At 42.1% G+C, this 20557-nt stretch carries 16 protein-coding genes and 3 pseudogenes; 8 read left to right on the top strand and 11 right to left on the bottom strand.

Going from position 1 to position 20557, the window contains the following annotated elements; genetic code table 11:
* The first annotated feature begins 8 nt into the window (after positions 1-8).
* The 7 genes from tssJ (at position 9) to FM037_RS09150 (ending at position 9020) form a co-directional block, all read left to right on the top strand.
* Positions 9-461 (top strand): type VI secretion system lipoprotein TssJ, encoded by a 453-nt coding sequence (tssJ, locus tag FM037_RS09120; protein ID WP_144048903.1) that lies wholly within the window; start codon positions 9-11, stop codon positions 459-461.
* A complete protein-coding gene (gene tssK / locus FM037_RS09125; RefSeq protein ID WP_144045738.1) occupies positions 461-1777 on the top strand; it encodes a type VI secretion system baseplate subunit TssK in 1317 nt (438 codons plus the stop codon). The genes tssJ and tssK overlap by 1 nt, the downstream gene beginning before the upstream one ends.
* A 7-nt stretch (positions 1778-1784) precedes the next feature.
* Positions 1785-2915 (top strand): type IVB secretion system protein IcmH/DotU, encoded by a 1131-nt coding sequence (gene icmH / locus FM037_RS09130; protein ID WP_144045739.1) that lies wholly within the window; start codon positions 1785-1787, stop codon positions 2913-2915.
* 1 nt (position 2916) lies between these two features.
* Entirely contained in the window at positions 2917-6378 is a 3462-nt protein-coding gene (gene tssM / locus FM037_RS09135) for a type VI secretion system membrane subunit TssM (protein ID WP_144045740.1), read from the top strand.
* A 66-nt stretch (positions 6379-6444) separates the two neighbouring features.
* Positions 6445-6903 (top strand): protein kinase domain-containing protein, encoded by a 459-nt coding sequence (locus tag FM037_RS09140; RefSeq protein ID WP_185976994.1) that lies wholly within the window; start codon positions 6445-6447, stop codon positions 6901-6903.
* Positions 6904-7179: 276 nt separating this feature from the next.
* On the top strand, positions 7180-7791 hold the full coding sequence (locus FM037_RS09145; protein ID WP_144045742.1) for a hypothetical protein: 612 nt from the start codon (positions 7180-7182) through the stop codon (positions 7789-7791).
* A gap of 71 nt (positions 7792-7862) precedes the next feature.
* On the top strand, positions 7863-9020 hold the full coding sequence (locus FM037_RS09150) for a type VI secretion system protein TssA (protein WP_144045743.1): 1158 nt from the start codon (positions 7863-7865) through the stop codon (positions 9018-9020).
* An 87-nt stretch (positions 9021-9107) separates the two neighbouring features.
* On the opposite strand, the pseudogene FM037_RS09155 reads toward FM037_RS09150, so the two are convergent.
* The 10 genes and pseudogenes from FM037_RS09155 to FM037_RS09200 all read right to left on the bottom strand — a co-directional run.
* A pseudogene (locus tag FM037_RS09155) lies at positions 9108-9308 on the bottom strand (DDE-type integrase/transposase/recombinase); the annotation flags it as partial.
* A gap of 16 nt (positions 9309-9324) precedes the next feature.
* Positions 9325-10824 (bottom strand): annotated as a pseudogene (tnpC, locus tag FM037_RS09160) (IS66 family transposase).
* Between the two features lie 80 nt (positions 10825-10904).
* Positions 10905-11255, bottom strand: a complete 351-nt coding sequence (gene tnpB, locus FM037_RS09165) for an IS66 family insertion sequence element accessory protein TnpB (protein ID WP_144045728.1) — start codon at positions 11253-11255, stop codon at positions 10905-10907.
* The gene (tnpA, locus tag FM037_RS09170) at positions 11256-11621 is read right to left on the bottom strand and encodes an IS66 family insertion sequence element accessory protein TnpA (protein ID WP_144045744.1); all 366 of its coding nucleotides are present in this window, start codon (positions 11619-11621) and stop codon (positions 11256-11258) included. It abuts the gene before it with no gap.
* A gap of 333 nt (positions 11622-11954) precedes the next feature.
* The gene (locus FM037_RS09175) at positions 11955-12473 is read right to left on the bottom strand and encodes a regulatory protein ToxS (RefSeq protein WP_144045745.1); all 519 of its coding nucleotides are present in this window, start codon (positions 12471-12473) and stop codon (positions 11955-11957) included.
* Positions 12458-13237, bottom strand: coding sequence for a winged helix-turn-helix domain-containing protein (locus FM037_RS09180; RefSeq protein ID WP_152830532.1), 780 nt, complete (start codon positions 13235-13237; stop codon positions 12458-12460). The genes FM037_RS09175 and FM037_RS09180 overlap by 16 nt, the downstream gene beginning before the upstream one ends.
* A gap of 697 nt (positions 13238-13934) precedes the next feature.
* Positions 13935-14663: a LutC/YkgG family protein gene (locus FM037_RS09185; protein WP_227993086.1), complete on the bottom strand. Its 729-nt coding sequence runs from the start codon at positions 14661-14663 to the stop codon at positions 13935-13937.
* On the bottom strand, positions 14660-16105 hold the full coding sequence (locus FM037_RS09190) for a LutB/LldF family L-lactate oxidation iron-sulfur protein (protein WP_144045747.1): 1446 nt from the start codon (positions 16103-16105) through the stop codon (positions 14660-14662). Before FM037_RS09190 ends, FM037_RS09185 begins: the two co-directional genes overlap by 4 nt.
* A 1-nt stretch (position 16106) precedes the next feature.
* Positions 16107-16859, bottom strand: a complete 753-nt coding sequence (locus tag FM037_RS09195) for a (Fe-S)-binding protein (protein ID WP_144045748.1) — start codon at positions 16857-16859, stop codon at positions 16107-16109.
* Between the two features lie 13 nt (positions 16860-16872).
* A complete protein-coding gene (locus FM037_RS09200; protein WP_144045749.1) occupies positions 16873-18573 on the bottom strand; it encodes an L-lactate permease in 1701 nt (566 codons plus the stop codon).
* A 215-nt stretch (positions 18574-18788) separates the two neighbouring features.
* Here FM037_RS09200 and FM037_RS09205 point away from each other — a divergent pair, with 215 nt between their 5' ends.
* Positions 18789-19691, top strand: coding sequence for a LysR family transcriptional regulator (locus FM037_RS09205; protein ID WP_144045750.1), 903 nt, complete (start codon positions 18789-18791; stop codon positions 19689-19691).
* A 93-nt stretch (positions 19692-19784) separates the two neighbouring features.
* Here the strand turns inward: FM037_RS09205 and FM037_RS09210 are convergent.
* Positions 19785-20491 (bottom strand): annotated as a pseudogene (locus tag FM037_RS09210) (IS6 family transposase).
* Positions 20492-20557: the final 66 nt, after the last annotated feature.

The following is a 20557-nucleotide window of genomic DNA, read 5'->3' on the forward strand; positions in this document are numbered from 1 at the left end:
AAATATTGATGAATGTTTGGTTAATACTGACATTAACTGGCTGCAGTCTATGGGGGGACCCCGTGGAACCTAAGTTATTTCTTGATATTAATTCTGGGCTGAATATTAATCCCAATATCGAGCGAAAACCCTCACCCGTTGAGATCAGAGTCTACCAGTTAAGTGACAACCAAGCTTTTTCTCAGGCGAATTTCATGCAAATTTTTCATGGCGATCAAGGAGTATTAAAGGCCAATCTTTTGGTTGTACGCAGGCTCGCCAGTGTTATGCCTGGAGAGCAACGTAAGGAAGTTATTCCTTTGTCATCTGAAACCAAATTCATTGGTGTTATCGCGGGTTTTTCCAACTATAGAGAAGCAAAAAATAAGGTTATTTATAAAGTTATAGAGTTGGAAGACACTGAGGTTAATGTCAGTTTGGATGGTATTAATTTATCGATATCGAGCAAAGAGGAAGAGTGATGGATTGCAATAAGGTTCTTTGGAATGAAGGTATGTTTTTATCACCACAGCATTTTCAGCAGCAAGAACGATATGTTGAACATTTTATCCGTCAATTTGTAGGCCAACATGTATCTCAATGCTATGGGTTAAGCTCACTAAAACTAGACTGTTCCATGCTCAATATCGGAAAGTTAATCGTTCGTCATGCTAAAGGTATCTTTCCGGATGGATCACCTTTTGAAATAGAGCATAGATTAGAGCTTGATATCGCTAAAGATACCAGTAAAAAGAAAATTTACCTTGCGCTGCCCGTTTCTCATCCTGGCATTGTCAATGTGGGAGAGGACAAAAACCAACGTCATTCGTCAGTGAAGCAGAATGTATTTGATACTAGCCGAGAGCACAGTGATGCTTTGGAGTTAGAGTTAGCTCATTTGAATATTGAGTTAAAAATAGAGGGAGAAGAGCTTAAAAACTATACCTTACTTGCGGTTGCTGAAATTAGTGAGTACACAGCAGAAGGGAAGCTGACACTCAACCAAGCGTTTATTCCGCCTTGCATTCAATTTAATGTTTCAGGTTACCTTAAAGATTGCGTCGCTGATGTGTTCGCTCATGTTCAATACCGTGCTCGTACAACCTCTAGCCGCCTTCATTCAGACAACAGTAGTAAAAGTTATCAGGGGCTAATGCGAGATTATTTATGGCTGCAAGCATTGGGCTCTTGGATGCCTAAATTGGAACAGTGGAATGAAGTTGGCGGGTTGTCAACGCAGCAACTTTATTTTGAGTGTGTTTCTATGGCTGGGCAAATGCAGGGGCTCGAGGGGAAAGTGCCGAGTTCCTTTCCTATTTGGGATCTGAATGATTTATATCGCTGTTTCTCACAAGTCTTCTCAGAATTAATGTTGCTATTGCGGGAGGTACAAGTAGATAACGTATCGACACTGCATTGGCAAACGCAATTATTTGCCACCCGGCGATTATTACAGGCTCAGGTCACGGATCGGAGTCTTTATCATCAAGGCCGCTTTATCATGGTGGTGACTTCACCTATCGGTTCAGCACGTTTAGGTAAGGAGTTTCCAGAGGCATGTAAGCTGGCTGGTAACAGTGATATTGTCGGTTTAGTGCGAAATGCCTTGTCTGGAGTCACATTACGCCACCTACCTTATGCACCTTCAGAATTAAAAGCTCGTCATGATGCTGCTTATTTCGAGGTCGATGATAAATCAGCCTTATGGCAAGCTTTGATTAAAAAAGAAGAGCCTATTGCTTTGCATATCGATGAACGTATTGATGATATCGATGTTGAACTCCATGTAATTAAGTAGGTGAGCTGTGTCTAAATTATTTAATGAAGAACCCACCGTTTTAATTCGACGCTGTGAAGCTAACCCCGGTTACAAGCAGGTAGTTGAGAAATCGAGTTATGTTGATATTTCAAGAGTTGGATATTCACTCGATAAGTTAACAGCATACGGTAATCCTTTGCTGAATACGGCAGCCGAATTATTGGCTATTCTGGTTTCCATTCCACGGCTGGGAGCACCGAGACACATTGAGCGCTTTCGGCAAAAGTTGCTGGATACTATTGGGGTATTTAAAGAGAAGGGATTAAGTCTTGATTATCACCCAAGTATTATAGAAAAAAGTTGCTTTGTTTTCTGTGCGGCATTTGATGAAGCGATTCTGAACACCGATTGGGGGGTAAAGGCTTGTTGGGAAAATTATTCTTTGATGAGTAAGGTGTTTTCACAGAGAAATGGTGGAGAAGCTTTTTTTAGTTTGTTAGAAAATGCAGCTTTACAGCCTGCCAAGTTGACGGATTTTATCGAGCTGCAATACATCTTACTGATGCTTGGATTCAAAGGGCGATATCGCTATCGCGATGAGAGCGCTTTACATGAAATTAAATCGCAGACCTATCATTTATTACGACCTTATCGAAGCGAAAAGCTAACGTTAACCCCTAATACTCCTGAGTTAATTAAGCGTAAGCAACCTTGGTTGTTGTTGAGTAAAAGGAAAGTTGCGTTATTGGTTATGTTGACGATTTTATTTAGTTATGTGTTTTCTGAATACCAGTACCGTGAACTTAGTCAGCCTGTTTTAGCTCAACTTGATTCACTTTCACAGCGTAATCACATGACTAAAAACTGGGAGGGAAGGTTTACTTCAGCTAGGAATACTCGTTTGATTGATGAAACGTCTGAGAATGAGGAACAAGATACATTCGCTAATATCCCAACGAATTGGGAAGTAATATTAGCCGTATTCTCTCGTTCAGAGGACGCTACTAGCGTCGTCGAAAAATTGCAGCTAGCAGGTTATCACGCATTGATGAGAGATACAGGTTCAGGCATGCAAGTGTATGTAGAAGCTGTAAAAAATATTTCTGGAATACGTAAGTTAAAGAATGAGATTAATATTCGCTTCGGTTTCAATGCTAGAGTTCGAAGGGCTCAATAATATGATTAAGAAAATAATAGCAATTTTTTTTGCTGCATTGAGTCTGAGTGCAACGCTTGGGGCCTGGTTTTATTTACCAGCGGAAGATTATCTTTGGCTGAAAGTGGGTACGTTACTCTTTTTGGTACTGACGTCGGTATTAACTGTGTTGTGGTGGCGTAATCAGAATGCTGTAGAGCAAAATCATGAGGCAATACACGCTCAGCAGCGTTTGCTTAAACAAGATACCCGTATCATTCAGCAATATTTCGAAGCGGCAGCACGTAAAATTCGTGGTCAAGGGAGCTATAAATTTAACAGTGTTTACGCTTTACCCTGGTATTTGGTTATTGGTGGTGAAAAGGAGACCACAGGAACAATACTACAAGAAAATGGATTGGAGCTTGTTAACGAGCAACGGTTCGAAGCGGGGGAAGGCGATACTCAGTATCTGCGTTTTTGGAGTAATGATACAGCGGTCGTTATTGAATTAGGGGATCGTATTATTAACCATACGGGAATCGATGAACCGTTATGGAAAGTATTGTTGCAACAATTACAAAAATACCGTCCACGTCAGGCTTTAACGGGAGTTATTTCTGTTTTTGAATGTGATCAAATCTTAAAGAGCGATCGAAAAGCACTTAAAAAATTAGCCGATGTTTATCAGAGAGGTATTATTTCTCTGAGCAAAGATCTAAAGCTTGAATTACCACTATATTGCTTATTTTCGAAGGCGAATTACCTCGCTGATTTTACCGATTTTTTTGAGAGTTTCTCTGCTGATGATTTAGAAAACCCATTTGGGGTAACCTTACCATGTGACACTAAGCGGCGTTTCAATAAACAGCAATTTGAATTGGAGGTACAGGTATTACTTTCTTCTTTGGTAAAGCAGCAGGTTGAACTCATGCATAACTCGAATAGTGAACATGCTAGTGGGGTCGTCGCATTGCCTTATCAACTGCAAATATTCTTTGAGCGTGTGACTGAATTACTTAATGATATTGGCCGTGAGACTCGAGTTCGCCAAGCTGTTTGGATCCGCGGAGCTTATTTATTATCCTCAGGGCAAAAGGGGGGCAAATGTGATCTGCTTACTCAAGTGATTGCTGAAAAGGCTGAGTTTAACGCTAAAACGCAAGGGCAGCAGTGGTCAGGAAATCGAAACTATTTTGTTTCACGTGTATTTAGTCATGTGATCTTACCTGAGCGAGGTATAACGGGTCTTAATAAGTGGCGTGATTTTGGCTATATTACAGCAAGAACTGTGATGCTTGTTGTTATGCTATGCGGCTTAATATTTTCGGGGAGCGTTTTAAAAAATAACTGGAACGAGGATGAGCTGTGGCGGCAGGAGTCGATGGCAACAATACTTGATTTCGAGCGTAATACCAGCAAGATGTCAGCAAATTATTCAATTGTAGATATCATATCATCCTTAAATGCATTGAGGGTTACGGCACGTAAAGGTATAGAGCCTAGAGCTTGGTATCAAAGGGTCAGTGTCAAACAAGAGGAGACGGCATTACGCATGAACTCAACTTATCAGATGCAGTTAAGGTACCTTTTATTACCTAAGTTGGAAGGGATTATCAGCAAGGAGCTTTACCTACAGACGAGTATGGGTAACCCAGGTAAAATTTTAGAGGTGCTTCGTTATTATCTGATGCTGTTTGATAAAAATCAGCTTGATGCAGCTGCAATTGAAGGATTTCTGTTTGATATTATCAAAGTTAAAGGAGGGGTACCTCTTGATGATTTAGTCAAATTGTCCTATTTGGTCGAAGATTTACTCAAAAGTAACTATGACGAGTTTCTGAAGCCGGATAAAGAGCTTATCAAGTTGGCAACAAATAACCTGGAGGGCTTGTCGCCAGAGCGATTGATATATGCTCAAATTAAAAGCTTGCCTCAATATCGAAATCAGGTGGATTTACGAAGTATGCTGGGGCCTAAGTTCGATAGCGTATTTACCTTTACTGAGGACTTCAATGGTTATTTAGTGCCTGAAATTTTCACTAAAGCGGGATACCACAAGTTGGATTTTAGTGCTGAATCCTCCCTATTTCGTCATGAATTGAGTGTATTTAAACTGATCACAGGACAAGAACCTGATGTTACGTTTATGGAGCTAGCAGATTTACGTAAAAAAATTCAAAAACTCTACTTCTCTGAATATATTCGATATTGGGAAGGCTTGATAGGCAATATCCATATCAAACAGTTCAATAGTCAACCAGGGTTAGTTTATGGGTTAAAAAATATCGCTGATGTTTCAATAAGTCCCATGTTAGATGTACTGTCTGTAGTGGTGAATAACACTAGTTTGGTCGTAACAGAGCAAGTTGATGATACTGAGAATAGTGCGGCCACGGCCAGTAAATTAAAATTAAATCGGGTGGCGACTTCTTTAAATAAACTTAACCAAGTTAAACGAATTGGTGGGAATAAATTACTGCGTATGCAGCCTGCTTATGTGGTTAATGAAGCTTTTAGTGAATTTTCCGGCTATTTAAAAGGTTATGGTAAGTCTGGTGAGGCGGCTCCTGTGGATAGTTTGTTAGAGGCGGTGACTGAATTGAGTCGTTATCTGAACATTGCACAAGTCAATTCTGAGCCGAGTAAAGTGCTCTACAAATATGCGGTGGAGCACGCTAAAAGTGATCAAGATCCTATTACAAACCTTAATAATTTGGTAGGAAAAAAACCTGAAGTAGTGACTAAATGGACTCGTGATCTTGCCAAGCAATCATGGGAACAAGTTATCCTTGGTAGTTCAAAATATATCAATAAACAGTGGTATGAAGGTGTGTACTTGTTTTATGCAGAGTCAATTAAAGGACGATTTCCTTTTTATTTACAAGGACGAGGAGAAGTTGATCTTAATGACTTTACTTCATTTTTTAAACCAGAAGGACGGTTGGATCAATTTGTTGAGCAAATACTTAAACCTTTTGTGTATTGGGATAATGGTGTTTTAAGGCTGCGCGTGATTGATGGCATGACATTGGCTATCAGTAATAGAGCTCGCTCACAACTTCGGCAAGCCAATAAAGTTCGCGAGATTTTTTTTGGTCCAGTTGGGCAAGAGTTAGGCATTGGGTTAGAGCTGAAAGTGGGGTCAATGAGTACTAGTGTGACTGAATTTCAATTGAGAGAGGTTGAAAATGTTTTTGATTACAAGCATGGTCCTCGAATATGGGAAGAGCTTAATTGGCCAGCGAGTGATGTTGATGGTTATTTGAGCGCGAATTTTTATTTGGGACAAGATCGAGTCGCTACGAAATCATACACAGGGCAATGGGCGCTCTTTAGATTTTTGTTGGAGGGTAATTCTAGCAGTACTTCAGCTAGGCGGGTTCGTAAATTTAATTATTCTATTGAAGGAAAGAATATAGCACTGCAATACACATTACGTAATTCTAGCCAAGTGTTGGATAAACTCTTGTTCACGCAATTTTTACTTCCTAAACATTTATAGAGCATGGATTCTACGATTTATCTTAAGCAGGACTATTTGATTAAGCATTATTGTTGCCAGGAGGAAATGTGGCGTGAGTGGCAGGCTGTGAATGCTTGTTATAGCGCCTGTATTCAAAAAGCAATTTCAATTGATGAGCATAAGCTTGTTATTTACTTGGAGTATTACCCAGACTCTCGTTCGCTCAATGAATTAAAAGAGCACGAAATTGATTTGTGGGTGTTTGTGTTGCCGAAAGTGATTGATGCAATCGCCCACTGTCATCAACAGGGCTGGGTTCATGGTGACATAAAACCTTCTAATATATTGTTTAATGAAACGCTTGGCATTGTGCGGCTCATTGATTTTGGTGCCAGTAATCCAATAGGAACTAATCGAAACGCATTAAATAAATGGCAACTCACACCAATGTTCTCCTCAGAAAATCAAAAGTTAGGTGTAGGTTATGTCGAGGAAGAGGATGATTGGTATGCATTAGCGAAAATGATGCAACAAGTTGAAGGTAAGTTATTGGGAAAGATATAGACTATCATGTAATAATATAGAGGATGTTGAAATGAAATTTATTTACCCTGAAGGTATTGTAAGTCGAGACGATAAACTTAGATATGAATCTGAGCAAGCTTTGTTGATATTAACAGATAGTTCGAATATAAAATCATCATTAAAATAACAAAGTTAATTATTAATGTATTAGAAAAAAATAAAGATATCAGCAGTAATGATATTTCTGAATTTGGCAGATTTTATAATGGTTCTAGAACCAGTAATTTATTTCCTACGCACGCTAAAGTGAAGGGAGTGTCAGAAAAGAAAGACTTGATAAAATTGCTAAAAAAGCAGACTTCATCAAAAAAGAAAGATGCAATCATTGCCATTCTTACGGTTATATGGATTCTCCCTAAATATCTATTGTCAGTAATTGATGGGAAAAGAAAGGGTGAAATATCAAGTGTTTATTCTAGCTTTGATGAATTTGGTAGAAATCATAACACTATTAATTTGGGAGTTAAAAGTCAAATTTTGATGGCTAAGAATATTTTTGGAACAGCACAGATTAAAAGTAAGCTGTTAAATAATTTAAACCCTCTTTACCAACTTAGTAGTCATTATATTGAGAAGACTGATAATGGTCTTTCAAAAAAATCAATTTATACCAGAAATAAAGTGGAAGGTGTTCCATACTTGGCCGGCACATCTGGGATGGCTAATGGTTTTTGTAATACGTTAAGTCTTCTTAATATTGGAATTAATAGTAGCGAAGGACAGAACCTTGAAAAAATAATGTCTGCTTTTATTGTTGGGATCGGCTTCCACTCTTTTCAAGAATGCTATGATGCATTTGAAATGACTGATAAATATACAGATATGATCGAAATCATGATAGATATGAGCGATCATTTTATGTTTTAGCGGAATTAAACAGTAATAATTGCGGTTTAGTTATAGTTATGATTTGTGAGTTAATTGAGAAGTGAGTAAAAATGTTACTGTCTAATACTGAAATTGTCGATTTATTGATCCCCATAGATGAAGACTTACCCTGTGGTATCTATTTAAAATCAGATAAAATTGCGTTTCGGCCTCTGCGTAATAAGTTCAATTTGGCCAAGACATCTCTGCGTAAGTTATCTCAAAATCCAAGTGTTGAAGATAAAGAGCAATTAATGGAGGAAAATAAACATCTCTGGAAAGCACTCGCTGAGAGTTTGATGCATAGCTTTCGCCACGTGAGCAGAGATATTGAGTTTATAGCTTGGTTTATTACCGCGCAGGTGATTTTGGATAATAGTTTTGAGAGTGTTGCTAATAGTCTAACTTGGTTAGCTGATTTAATTGAGTCTAGATGGGATACCCTAAATCCGGTGTTACCAATTGAAAAGTTACAAGGGGGTACCGAGGCTGAGCATCTTGCGGAGCAAGCAAGCTTCAAATGTAAATCTTTTTTTCAGTTAGCTGGTGATAGTGAAGAGAGCAACCTTTTATATGGACCATTATTACTAAAACCATTAGTTGGAGAGTTTACTTTCTTCGATTACAAAAGTGCACAGCGAAAAGGTGAGGTAAATTTGCTGAAGGAGAGGGCGCTAGGGGAAGTTTCTCGAGAGGAAAGCATTATCATTACTCGTTTGATAAATGTTGAACGTTGTCTTAAAGAAATTGAAAGGTTGAATATCACGGTTAGTGATAAAGCCAAAATGTGTGGGGTAAAACCTACAAATTTTAGTGTGCTGAAGAATATATTTACACAATTCAATTACGCTTTGGAGCAAGTATCAGGATTAACAGCCCCTTCGAATCATATAGAGGAGCAAACAACTATTCATCCACAAGATAAACATCACGCAGAGATGGAGTCTGACGAAATAACTGACATTCCTCCCGCATTTACCATGAGCAATTTGAAACAAATTGCTAAAAAAAATGTACATAATCGAGAGCAAGCACTGAATTTACTTGGAGATGTAGCTGAGTACTTCCGAGAAAGCGAACCTCACAGCCCAGTTTCTTTCTTGTTACAAAAAGCAATTAGTTGGGGCAACAAACCCTTTCCAGAATTGCTAGAAGAACTATTCGATGGTCAAGATAGCGACGTTAGAAGTCAAATATTCAATCTTGTGGGAGTAAAGAGACCGGATTAGCTCGATTATGAGTAGAGCGACAATGGTTCTGTCGCAAACTGAGATCTCGCCGCTATAATTTGAGGGCGCAAGATCTCTCTGATACAATTAGGCCGCCAAAGAATAGAATTGTTCCCATGAGGTTATATTTTCAGTTGTGTCCATTTGTCCTTGCTTAATCATGGACCAAAGCTCAATATCCGCTAAGGTCGATTCAGCCCCTTCCCAAGACTTCCAGCCCAAACATTGATGCATTTTTCTTTTCACTTTTCGATGGCTTTGCTCGACAATATTATTCAAATATTTAACGTATGCGTGTGGTGATCTACACGTTGAGGTTAACGTTCCAAGGGAGTAAGGACTCGACTTCATTAGGATCTATGGCAAGCTGAGTCAGGCAGTGGTTGATATAATCAAAGGGCATGAGCTCGTTAACCTTGGCTGTTTCGATAATACTGTAGAGCACGGCGCTAGCCTGAGCACCAGAGGCCGTATTGGAGAACATCCAATTCTTTCTCCCCACCACAAAGGGTTTGACGGTCCGCTCTGCGCGATTGTTATCGATAGAGAGTCGCCCGTCTTCGATATAGCGCATCAGTTTTGGCCACTGGTTCAATGTATAGCTAATGGCTTCACCCAGTTTGGTTTTGGGTGAGATACGCATGACCGCTTTATCCAACCACTCCTTGAGAGTATTGAGCAAAGGGACTGCGACCTTTTGCCTTTGTTGGTATTTTTCAGCCGCGGGTTTACCTTTAAGCTTTATCTCAAGTCGGTAGAGTTTCTTTATATGGTTGATGGCCCAGTCGCTGCTCCCGATTTTACCTTTCACCTGGACTCGCTGCGCTTCCACGAACTTTCTTCTGGCATGTGCCCAGCAACCGACTAAGCTCGCTTTGGTCTGGGCATAGCCCTGATAACCATCACAGTGCAGGTAACCGTTAAAACCATCGAGAAAATCAACGGCATGATAGCCGTGCCGGCTCACGCGGTAGTCATACAGCACGATATTAGGTTGTTCATGATTGCCAGGCGAGTCAGTGTCTGAGCAATACACCCACATGTAACATTTAGCCCGGTCTTCACTGAGCACATTCAGCGTAGTCTCATCAGCATGCAGGACTTGCAGCTTGATAAGGATGGATTTGATTTTATCGTACAGCACTTGCAGTAATTGACTGCTTTTCATCATCCAGTCTGACATGGTGCGGCGGCTTAAGTGGATACCCCATTGCTTAAACTGAGTTTCCTGACGATAAAGCGGCATATGGTATTGATATTTAGCGGTAATGATTTGACTGAGTAAACTCGGCGTTGCGATACCCTTGGGGATAGGTGATGGCGGAACGGGTGCCTACTTAATCGGGGTTATCGTGTTGTGAGTCTCACAATGGCGACAAGCATACTGCACTTCCACTTTAGCTGGCACGAACTCCAGTTTTTCACTGATATCCTCGCCGATTTTATGTTAGTCGTGGCCGCAGCACTCGCAAGTCTTATCTTCATCAGGGGTGTCATGCACAATAACTGTACGAGGAAGTTCTGCTGGTAGCGGCTTACGCTTGGGTTTGTTACGGGTATAGGTAACGGTCTCAACGTCTGCTGACTCATCCTTGTCACATTCCTCTTCAGCCTTATTAAACAGCGAAGCTTGCTCTGGGCTCACTTCACTGCTTTTACCAAACCGGTGATGTTGAGCTAAACGAAACTGTTCGAGTAAACGTTGATATTTATTTTCCGTTACAGCTAAAAGCGCCTCAGTTTCTAGCAATTTAGCCAGAAGCTGTTGGGGTGATAACTTGGTTTCTATCGGTGCTTTATTCATGGCGTTATTATACCACTACACCCATGAGCACGATGATTTACAGCTTATTTAGTTCTATTTATCTGCACATTTTCAATCGGTTACTGTACCGTTGATTGATAGTCCAGTTTTTGATGTCCCATCACCTCAAAACCTTGCAGTAGCCATTGCAACTGCTGATGTGAGAGCGACAAAGTTTCAGACTCTATTTTCGAAGGCCATTTAAAGCGTTCCTTGTCGAGACGCTTATACCACAGTGCAAATCCTGTTCGGTCCCAGTATAAGATTTTAAGCTTGTCCCGGGCTTTGTTGGTAAAGACAAATAACGCATCTGAAAACGGTGATAGCTGCATATCTTGCTCGACGATGACGACCAGGCCGTTAATGGACTTGCGAAAGTCGACCACATCTCGATGCAAGTAGAGGGTCTCTATATCAGAGAACTGTGACATCTAGCGGCACTCCCTGAGTAGCTGGCCTAGCCAACGTGGGTCAGTATTGACCGGAAGCGTCAATGACATTGCCCCTACGGCCAGGTTAATCACCGCCACTTCTTGTGGTGGCTCTGTCGTTAATGCCTCTGCTTTGGGCGTGAGTTTTACAAAGGTTGAATGGAATGCTTCCTTAGCCTTCATCAAATCGCTTCTCTTGCGGCTAAAGGTTTTAACGACAAGGTGATGCTGGGAACAAAAATCAACAATCGTTAATTTGCTTTGTTTGTGAAGCTCTATGAGTTCAAGCCATTGTTCTAGTGTCTTATGTTTACGCGAGGCCATCTCAGTGACTCGAAAAGTATCGGTAACAAAGACTCTACTCACTAACCCCAACAAGAGTTAGGTGTAGATCGCCACCTGCTTACGCTTAACTTGATCTACGCGAGTGATCTTTACCGATACCGTCTTGGTTGATGATTTGCTCTGATCAAGTTCTGTCGGGATTGATCAAGAGGATAGAAGGGGGTCAACAATGAAGAGTGTCCAGATTCAAGTAATGTAAGCCAATTATGGATGATGCCTGCACAGATGGTGAGGTTATGGGGTAAATCATTATCTCAGACAGTGCCGTTTTTTAAGCTGAGCGAACTCATTATATGATGGTAAGTTAGCGTAAAGGGAGCCCACTCCCTTTACGTTAAGCATTTGACTTGGCAATTAGATCTTATTTAATTGGGTTAATGCTCGAGTGATATTATTTAATACTAAAGTGTCCTCACCATAAAAATGCATGGTGTGATTTTGGTTTAGTTGCTGCCTAATCATGTTCTTCACGATATGTAAGCCGAAATGCTCCTTATTATGTTCATCAACGGGTTTCAGTTCGGTGATGTTTTGCGTTGATAGGTTGAGCACCCCATCGACGATATTCCATTGACCGTTAACTGTGATGTTATATTCAAAATGTTGGTCCATGACCGCATTGTTTGTGCTGACGTTTATTTTGGTGGAGAATTGATCATTGGGGTAAAAGTGTATCCGTCCGTGCCACCGAGTTTGTATGTCATGTTTAAGGAATGCATGGGTGTGATTGATGTACTGCTCCTTGTCGAATGACCAGCTCGAATCGACGAACGATTGAGTATCACATAACTTATTTTGTAGTAGAGCCAATAAGATTGAAAACGCGATGAAACTCACAATCAATGGCATTTTATTTCTTATTTCAGAAAACATGTGTTCTCTCCTGGCGCGATGTCTCTGTTTAGTATTGTGACCAATGTCTTGCTACTTCCTTGTATTAGTGGCATTAAGGTCAGTGATCTATTTTCGTCGGAAGAAATGAGTAACGTATCTATCTGATTGGGGGACTGCGTGAGGAAAGCATGCACGCATTTTTCTATCAGGGGAGTTAGCGTTTTGTTGATCGGATTATGCTGCAACTGTAACAAATTGACCCCAGCAATTTTGGCTTCGGTCCAAGGCGTGGTTGCGTTCTGTAGCGAGGTGTCAACAGAGTTTAATGAGAAAATTACATTCAACGTTATGGCCAGTGCGGCAGCAATTGCAACCTGCACCAAGATAGATTTTTTGCTGAGCATGCATGGCTTACTGGGATAGGTGGCTTCTGCTTCTGCTTGCGACAACCTTTTTACGCTAACGCCTGGTGAAAGCGAGTAACCTAATTTTGGTAAGGTCTTAATGATTGCCTGCACTTTTGCATCGTCATTGAGCTGTTTTCTGATCTGTGAAATAGTCTGATTGACACTAGTTTCATCGACCACTAATCCCCGTTTCTTCCAGACCTCGTGTAATATTTTCTCGCGAGTTACTGGCGCTCCCTCATGTTTAATCAGGAGGGTGAGCAATCTAGATTCATTTAACCCCAGCTCAACGACCGCTTTTCCGTTATTGGTCTTTGCCGTGAGTTTATGAGTCTGTGTGTTAAAGAGGTATTTATTTGCAATATCAAAAATCTCTAGTTCCTGTTGATTATCCAAAAGAATTCCATAATGATGTCTTCGTTAAATGACCATAATTGTAGCGTATTTCGATCTCTGGGTAATGGTTTATCCGTGAAAAGAGGGAATATATGACTAACATTAGTTTTGCTATATATGGTCATTAGTTTTGCTATTGCTGACCATTAGTTTGAGCTATCGCGGTCCATTCTGTTTGGCCATCTTTATTTTTTCACTCGCTTAATTCGCTTACATCACCAGCGTGTAAGAATGCCATTTTACAGGTATAAAAAAGGTCAACCATTCTTGTTATAAGAAGTGGTTGGCCTAAAGGATTTGAAGGCAGGTTGATGTTTAAAAATAAAAATTTAAAAACGGGTTCATCGATCAAGGAATAGAAGAAGAGATCCGTCTAATGAGCAATGCACTGGTAAACAATTAATAACCAGCCAGATTGCCGGAGTACTTTCGGGCTAGGACCAATCTTTGCAACAGAGCCAGAAGACCTGCCTTTGCGGCTTACTGTAAGCTTGTAAGTTATTGATTTATATTGGCACCATAGTTTTGGCGTCCACGCATTGACCACACGTAACCGTTAGGAAAACAAAAAACCGCCTTAATCGGCGGTTTTCTGTTTTATGACAGTATCATTTAAAGCTGTTAGCAGCTCTATCAAAAAATCAGTCCGTGTTCAGGGAGACTAAACCCTTCGACACAACCTAATAAACAGCCTCCATTACCTGTCCTCAATCAAGATAACAATTAACTGACTAGGACCATGAGCCCCATAGGCTAACGTCTGCTGAATATCGGCAGTTTTTGAGGGACCAGATACCAAGACGATATTGGTCGGCATCTTCTCCTGCCACGCTTGATCAATCATCATCCCAGCGAAATTGCTAACGATAGTCGAACGCTTAATTAACGCGATATGACAAGGTGGAATTAACGATAAGGTTCTGGGCTCTGCCCTATCAGGCCAAAGCACTAAGGTGCCGGTATCCGCTATTCCGCCAAAACAGTGAGTGATCCCCGCATCGACCTCATTAAACAGACGGGATTTGAGCTCTTCAAAAACGGATTCAAACCGAAGTAACTCACAGTGGCGAGCCCCTGCAAGTATCTCAGCATAAAACTCCCCCCTTTCGCAGTGATAAGCAGTGCAGTCACTAGGGGGGCTATCACTCAAGGTTTCATCACAAGCACTCCCTAACGCAACTCTCTGACATCCCTTACGACTAATTACCAGTGCCAGTGTTGCAGTTATTTCTGATGAGTTGACGCAAATAACCTCTGCATGATTCGCCGATAAGCCCGAGATAAATCGTTGTTTTAGTAATTGCTCATTTTGGGTTTTCCACCTTGGATAACTCAAGGTTTCTTTCTCTATGGGAGGGAGCTTAACCCGGTTAAGTCGAGCTAATATTGCCCGTTTAGCTACCATGCTGGGGGTCGTTAGACTCATGATGTCTCTCCCTTTTTTTTGTTACGCGTTTTTATAAGCTGATGCAAGGTTTTATCGGCAAATTTGGGCGAGGTCCGACATTGTGTCCATGGGCCTATATTGTCAGGCATTAAGCCTTTGAGTTTCGTTGCCGACCACGTTCCAGCGTGATAGATCGTGGGGGTCGTCGCGGCAAACGCAAAACCTTTCATCGCTAATGACTCTAAGGTACTGGCCGCAGAGGCTTGACCTGTCATCGACATCATATCTGCCTCTGGGGGATTTTTTGCTGCGGTACGTAATCGCTGCAATATATCAGGAATAGGAATGCGAACCGGGCAGACTTCAGCGCAAGCCCCGCAAAAGCTAGAGGCCGTCACTAACTCTTTTGTCTTATCTAGTCCCATAAGATGCGGTGAGATAATTTGACCTATCGGACCTGGATACACTGTGCCGTAAGCATGTCCGCCAATACGAGTATAAACAGGGCAATGATTCATGCAGGCTCCGCAGCGGATACATTGCAACGTTTTACGCATGTCTACATCTTGATAAGCCTGAGTTCGGCCATTATCTAACAAGACAAGATGCACCTCCAGAGGACCATCTCGCTCCCCACTTTTGCGTGGAGAACTGATGATATTAAAGTAAGTGGTGATAGCTTGTCCTGTGGCTGAGCGAGTCAAGGCACTGTACAACGGCGGCACATCGGATAAAAACTCAACGACTTTCTCTATACCGGTAATGGCGATATGAACCTTAGGGACAGTGGTACACATGCGGCCATTGCCTTCATTTTCTACCAAACATAAACTGCCAGTTTCGGCGACTGCAAAATTAACCCCTGAGAGACCAATGTCAGCATCGTAGAATTTCTGCCTGAGGCGAGTACGTCCCGTTTGAATTAGCTCATCGACATCGAGTGTAGGCGTGAAATTATCTAAGTGACGTGCAAAGGTATCACTCACCTCTTGCTTATTTTTATGGATAGCAGGCATGATGATATGAGAAGGTTTGTCGCCATCGAGTTGGACGATATACTCCCCCATATCACTCTCCAAACATTCAACACCCAACTTGGCCATCTCATGATTGAGCTCAATCTCTTCACTCACCATGGATTTGCCTTTAATGATCAATTTGGCCTCATGACGTTGAGCTATTCTGGCAATAATATCATTGGCTTCGTTACTATTTTCCGCCCAATGTACCTGAATACCATTTCGGGTACAGGTAGTGTCCAACAGCTCGAGCAGTTGAGGTAATTTACTCAAGCAACGCTGACGTATCGCTTCAGATAGGTCGCGAATTTTGTCCTCTTCGACAGGATCATGAAAGGCGCTTTTACGTTTGTACTGCAGGTAATCCATTGCCCCACGAAAGTTCTGCCGCAACTGAGGATCGCCAAGCGCTGCTTTAGCTTGAGAATGAAACAGTTCAGGACCCGCTGATGAATGACTCATCTCACTTGCCTCCGGTACGTTCGAGTAAAAAGCTGGCAATATGACGACCTTTCATCAATTGTCCCTGATACTCAAAGGCCCCATTAATATTCAATAAACATCCCCAGTCAGCACTGACCAGCACCGTCGCTTTCGTCTCAGATAAATGACGTGTCTTATCTTCCACCATAGCCTGACTGATGTGAGGATGGCGCACCGCAAAAGTGCCCCCGAAACCGCAGCATTCACTTTCATAGGCTTGTTCTTTAAGCTCTACATTTTGCAGCTGGTTTAATAACTGAGTCGCAGTCACGTGGACCATCATTTCACGGCGAGCAGCACATGAAGTGTGCATCACCACAGACGTCGCATCCCCTTTGTCTTCGAGTTTAATTCGACACACATTGACCAAAAATTCAGTAAGCTCAAATACACGGTTGCAAAATTGCTCCACTTTCGCTTGGGTGCTATCACCTTGGTAAAGGCGACGATAATGGTGATGCATCATGCCCCCACAGGACCCCGACAACACAATCACGGGCCAAGGCTCGATAAACAGATCCATCTGATGTTGTGCGATAAGTTTGGCCTCCTTGGTATAACCTGAGCTATAAGCAGGCTGACCACAGCAGGTTTGTTTTTCGATAAAAATCACCTCCAGGCCTTGCTGCTCAAGTAAGCTTATGGCATCGAGTCCCGCCTCTGGATCGAACATATCCACGAGACAAGTGCCATAAAAGTACACGGTATTAGGTTTTGCCGGATAGATCCGCATAGGTGGCTCCTTATCAGTGTGACTCACTAACCATTAGTGCATCGGTAATATGAAAACCGTAAATCATAATTAGCCCCACAATGCCGGTGATAATAAGATAATACAGAGTGGGAATAATGGTTTTACGTAAAGTTGCTCCTTCTCGACCCAGAAGACCAACCGTGGCAGAAGCGGCTACCACATTATGGATGGCAATCATGTTTCCTGCCGCCGCCCCAACCGCTTGCAGTGACACCATCGCAGCACTCGACACCGCTAACGTATGAGCAACCTCGAACTGAAACTGGCTAAACATCATGTTCGACACTGTATTTGAGCCAGCAATAAATGCTCCTAAAGCACCAATACTGGCACTAAACCCAGGAAAAAAGTCTCCCATAACACCTGACACTAAGTGAGCCGTAGTCATCGGCATGCTGGCTAAGTCGGCGGCGTTAACGCCAGAGTTAATGAAAATCCGCACCATAGGAATCGTAAACATAAGGACGAAACCTGCCCCCATCAAGGTTTTACTCGACTCACCCAATGCACAAGCCATCGGCTTTAAACTGCCAGATTGCAGTAAGGCGGCCAGCAAGGCGACAAACACAAGAATACCACCGGGTAGATAAAGTGGCTGAATAGTCGTACTGACCCCAATCTCTCCAAGGATGTGATTAAAAGAGAAGCTCACTCCTTGCAGTAAACCTTTTAAATCTACACTCACACGGCTAGCGACCAAGATAAGCGCCAACAGTACATAGGGAGTCCAAGCCAATACCAGATTCATCGGCTGGTTATCCTCTTTAATCTCCATTTTTAATGAGCCAATCCACTCCGCTGGCCAGCGTGCTTCCTTTTCAAAATCCCATGTTTTTTTAGGAACAAGAAAATCTTTCTTAGCCGCAGACACCACTATTGCCAGACTCACTAAACCACCGATAAGCGAGGGAAATTCAGCCCCAAGAAACATTCCGGTTAATGCATAGGGGATAGTAAAAGCTAAGCCTGAAAATAGTGCAAAAGGCAAGATATCCAGACCTTCGGCCCAGCTTCTTTTTTCACCAAAAAACCGAGTTAACATCATGGCCATTAATACGGGAATAAAAGTCCCGACAGCGGCGTGGATTAACGAGACATTGGTGGTGATTTCTTGTAAATAGAAGTCCCAATTTGAGCCATTAGCAACAAGGGCTTCTGTGATGTTATGGGTATCGAGCCCTTTGTTTACCCCCACGATAATCGGCGTGCCAACCGCACCAAATGAAACCGGAGTCGATTGGATCATCATCCCCATCAATATGGCTGCCATTGCAGGGAAACCTATTGCCACTAACAGCGGTGCGGCGATAGCCGCTGGTGTGCCGAAGCCGGATGCCCCCTCAATAAAAGAGCCAAAACACCAAGCAATAATAATGGCTTGGACACGTCTATCGGCTGAGATACCAGTGAAACCATTGCGTATCGCACTTATTGCTCCAGTATGCTTCAACGTATTCAGTAAAAAAATGGCACCAAAGATGATCCACAACACTGAAACCGTAATGCCCAAACCTTGCAGTGATGAAGCAAGTACACGGGTGACTGACATCTCCCAGCTAAATAGCGCAATAATCACGGTCATTATAAAAGCAACTGGCATTGCTCGTTTTGCTGGCCAGTTAAGGGGAAGGAGGAGGACTCCTGCGACCACAATTGGGGTAAATGCGATTAACGCGAGTAGGGTTTGGTTCATGCTTATTTATCCTTTAATCTCACTATTGACCTAATGTCTATTTGAGGGGGCAACCCTCATAGTGATTCCTTTTATTATTGACTGTGATCCAGCCTGATTAGCTTTTTGCTCACCCTCATGTGAGACTGTCTTGTTACAACAATGCAACCGTACCTCTTTTACTTTTTGTGATATAGAGAAATAATGAAAAAGATTCTTTCCAAAAACGAGTTAATATGACAAGAATTGATGACTTAATTTTATTTGCTCAAGTGGTTGAGCAAGGTTCATTCAGCCGAGTTGCAGAACAGAATTCACTGACCAATTCGGTGGTGAGTAAAAGAATTGCACGATTAGAGAAAGATCTTGGTGTTCAACTTCTCTATCGAACAACCCGAAAGCTGACATTAAGTGAAGCGGGAAAAAAGTTGTACAAAGGGGCAGCCAATGTCCAGCAAGTCGCAACTGAAGCCATCAATACCGTCTCTGGATTTGGTGAAAGCATCACAGGTCACATTAAAATGTCGGTACCGACGATCTCTGGAGAGCTGCTCTTAGCCGATGCCGTTGCCGAATTTTGTGCTCAGTACCCAGGAATGACCGTCGATATGTCACTGGAAAATCTTTTTGTCGACCTGATCGAAGATAACTACGATCTTGTCATCCGAACCGGTTATTTAGAAGACTCAAGTTTAATCGCCCGTCACATCATAGAGTCACAATGGATCATTTGCGCCAGCCCGGGTTACATCAAACACCACGGCCGGCCCACGGAGCCTGAAGCATTAATAGACTATAATTGTTTGCAGTACGCCTACCAGACAACAGGGGCAAGCGAATGGGAGTTCAAAGGCGATGAGGGGGACTATATTCTTAAAATTAAAGGCAACTTTACCACTGACAATGCCTCCGCCCTTAGAAAAGCCGCTTTAGGCGGATATGGCATAGCTTATGTACCTCGGTGCTTGGTTTACCACGATCTGTTAAAGGGTGATTTAATCGATGTGATGCCTAATCAAGTCGCAAAAAAACTTGGCGTTTATGCTGTTTATCCTTTTACGCGTAAACCACCGAAGAAGATACGCCTACTAATAGAACATATACGTCAACGTTACTTAGCTATCAGTGAGTATTTTTAACACGGTCCAAATATGAAGGGTCTAAGTACAAGAGCGGGCTCTGTTGCAAAGATTGCTCTTAGCCCGAAATGGCTCCGGTGATCTGACTGGTTATTAATAATTTACCAGTGCATTGGTTATTAGACGGATCTCTCCTGCTATTCCTTGACCGGATAACCAGATCTTGAACTGTCCTTTTTTAAACATGTGCATCACTTCAAATCCCTTGATAGTGGCATAAGCCGTCTTCATCGATTTGAATCCTCGCACAGGATTGATGAGCCTTTTCAATTTTCCATGATCTGCTTCTACCGCATTGTTCAGGTATTTAATTTGCCGGTGTTCAAGCGCTTCAGGACATTTGCCTTCTTTCTTTAATTCCGTAATAGCTACACCGTAGGAGGCGGCCTTGTTGGTATTGATGGCGGAAGGACACTCCCAGCATTTGAGCCCTTTCAAAGCTTTACCCAAAAACAGTTTAGCAGCCTTAGCATTTCGTCTGGACGATAAATAAAAGTCAACGGTATGACCTTGTTTATCTACAGCCCGATAGAGATACACCCATTTTCCTTTCACTTTGATGTAGGTTTCATCGACCTTCCAGCTTAATCCCGCTTTGGGCTTCCAATACCATCTTAATTGTTTTCTATTTCTGGCGCATAACGCTGAACTCAGCGATAAATGGTATTGTGATCAACATTGATACCCCGTTCACAGAGCATCTCTTCGAGTTCTCGATAGCTGATCCCGTATTTACAATACCAACGTGCAGCCCAAATGATAATTTCATAGGAAAATTGTCGATACTTAAAGAGTTTCATGAGCTAGCAGGCCTAAAACAAAAGAGGAGCTTAGCTGAGCCGATGATCTTTGCAACAGAGCCACAT

The sequence above is a fragment of the Shewanella psychropiezotolerans genome, from assembly GCF_007197555.1.
In the GTDB taxonomy this organism is placed as follows: domain Bacteria; phylum Pseudomonadota; class Gammaproteobacteria; order Enterobacterales; family Shewanellaceae; genus Shewanella; species Shewanella psychropiezotolerans.

Bases quoted from the DNA above. Each gene is read 5' to 3' on its own strand.
- tssM (WP_144045740.1), top strand. From the start codon at position 2,917: ATGATTAAGAAAATAATAGCAATTTTTTTTGCTGCATTGAGTCTGAGT.
- FM037_RS09185 (WP_227993086.1), bottom strand. From the start codon at position 14,663: ATGAGTCTAACGACCCCCAGCATGGTAGCTAAACGGGCAATATTAGCT.
- FM037_RS09195 (WP_144045748.1), bottom strand. From the start codon at position 16,859: ATGCGGATCTATCCGGCAAAACCTAATACCGTGTACTTTTATGGCACT.
- FM037_RS09175 (WP_144045745.1), bottom strand. From the start codon at position 12,473: ATGTTTTCTGAAATAAGAAATAAAATGCCATTGATTGTGAGTTTCATC.
- tssK (WP_144045738.1), top strand. From the start codon at position 461: ATGGATTGCAATAAGGTTCTTTGGAATGAAGGTATGTTTTTATCACCA.
- tnpB (WP_144045728.1), bottom strand. From the start codon at position 11,255: ATGTCACAGTTCTCTGATATAGAGACCCTCTACTTGCATCGAGATGTG.
- FM037_RS09140 (WP_185976994.1), top strand. From the start codon at position 6,445: ATGTGGCGTGAGTGGCAGGCTGTGAATGCTTGTTATAGCGCCTGTATT.
- tssJ (WP_144048903.1), top strand. From the start codon at position 9: ATGAATGTTTGGTTAATACTGACATTAACTGGCTGCAGTCTATGGGGG.
- FM037_RS09205 (WP_144045750.1), top strand. From the start codon at position 18,789: ATGACAAGAATTGATGACTTAATTTTATTTGCTCAAGTGGTTGAGCAA.
- FM037_RS09190 (WP_144045747.1), bottom strand. From the start codon at position 16,105: ATGAGTCATTCATCAGCGGGTCCTGAACTGTTTCATTCTCAAGCTAAA.
- FM037_RS09200 (WP_144045749.1), bottom strand. From the start codon at position 18,573: ATGAACCAAACCCTACTCGCGTTAATCGCATTTACCCCAATTGTGGTC.
- FM037_RS09150 (WP_144045743.1), top strand. From the start codon at position 7,863: ATGTTACTGTCTAATACTGAAATTGTCGATTTATTGATCCCCATAGAT.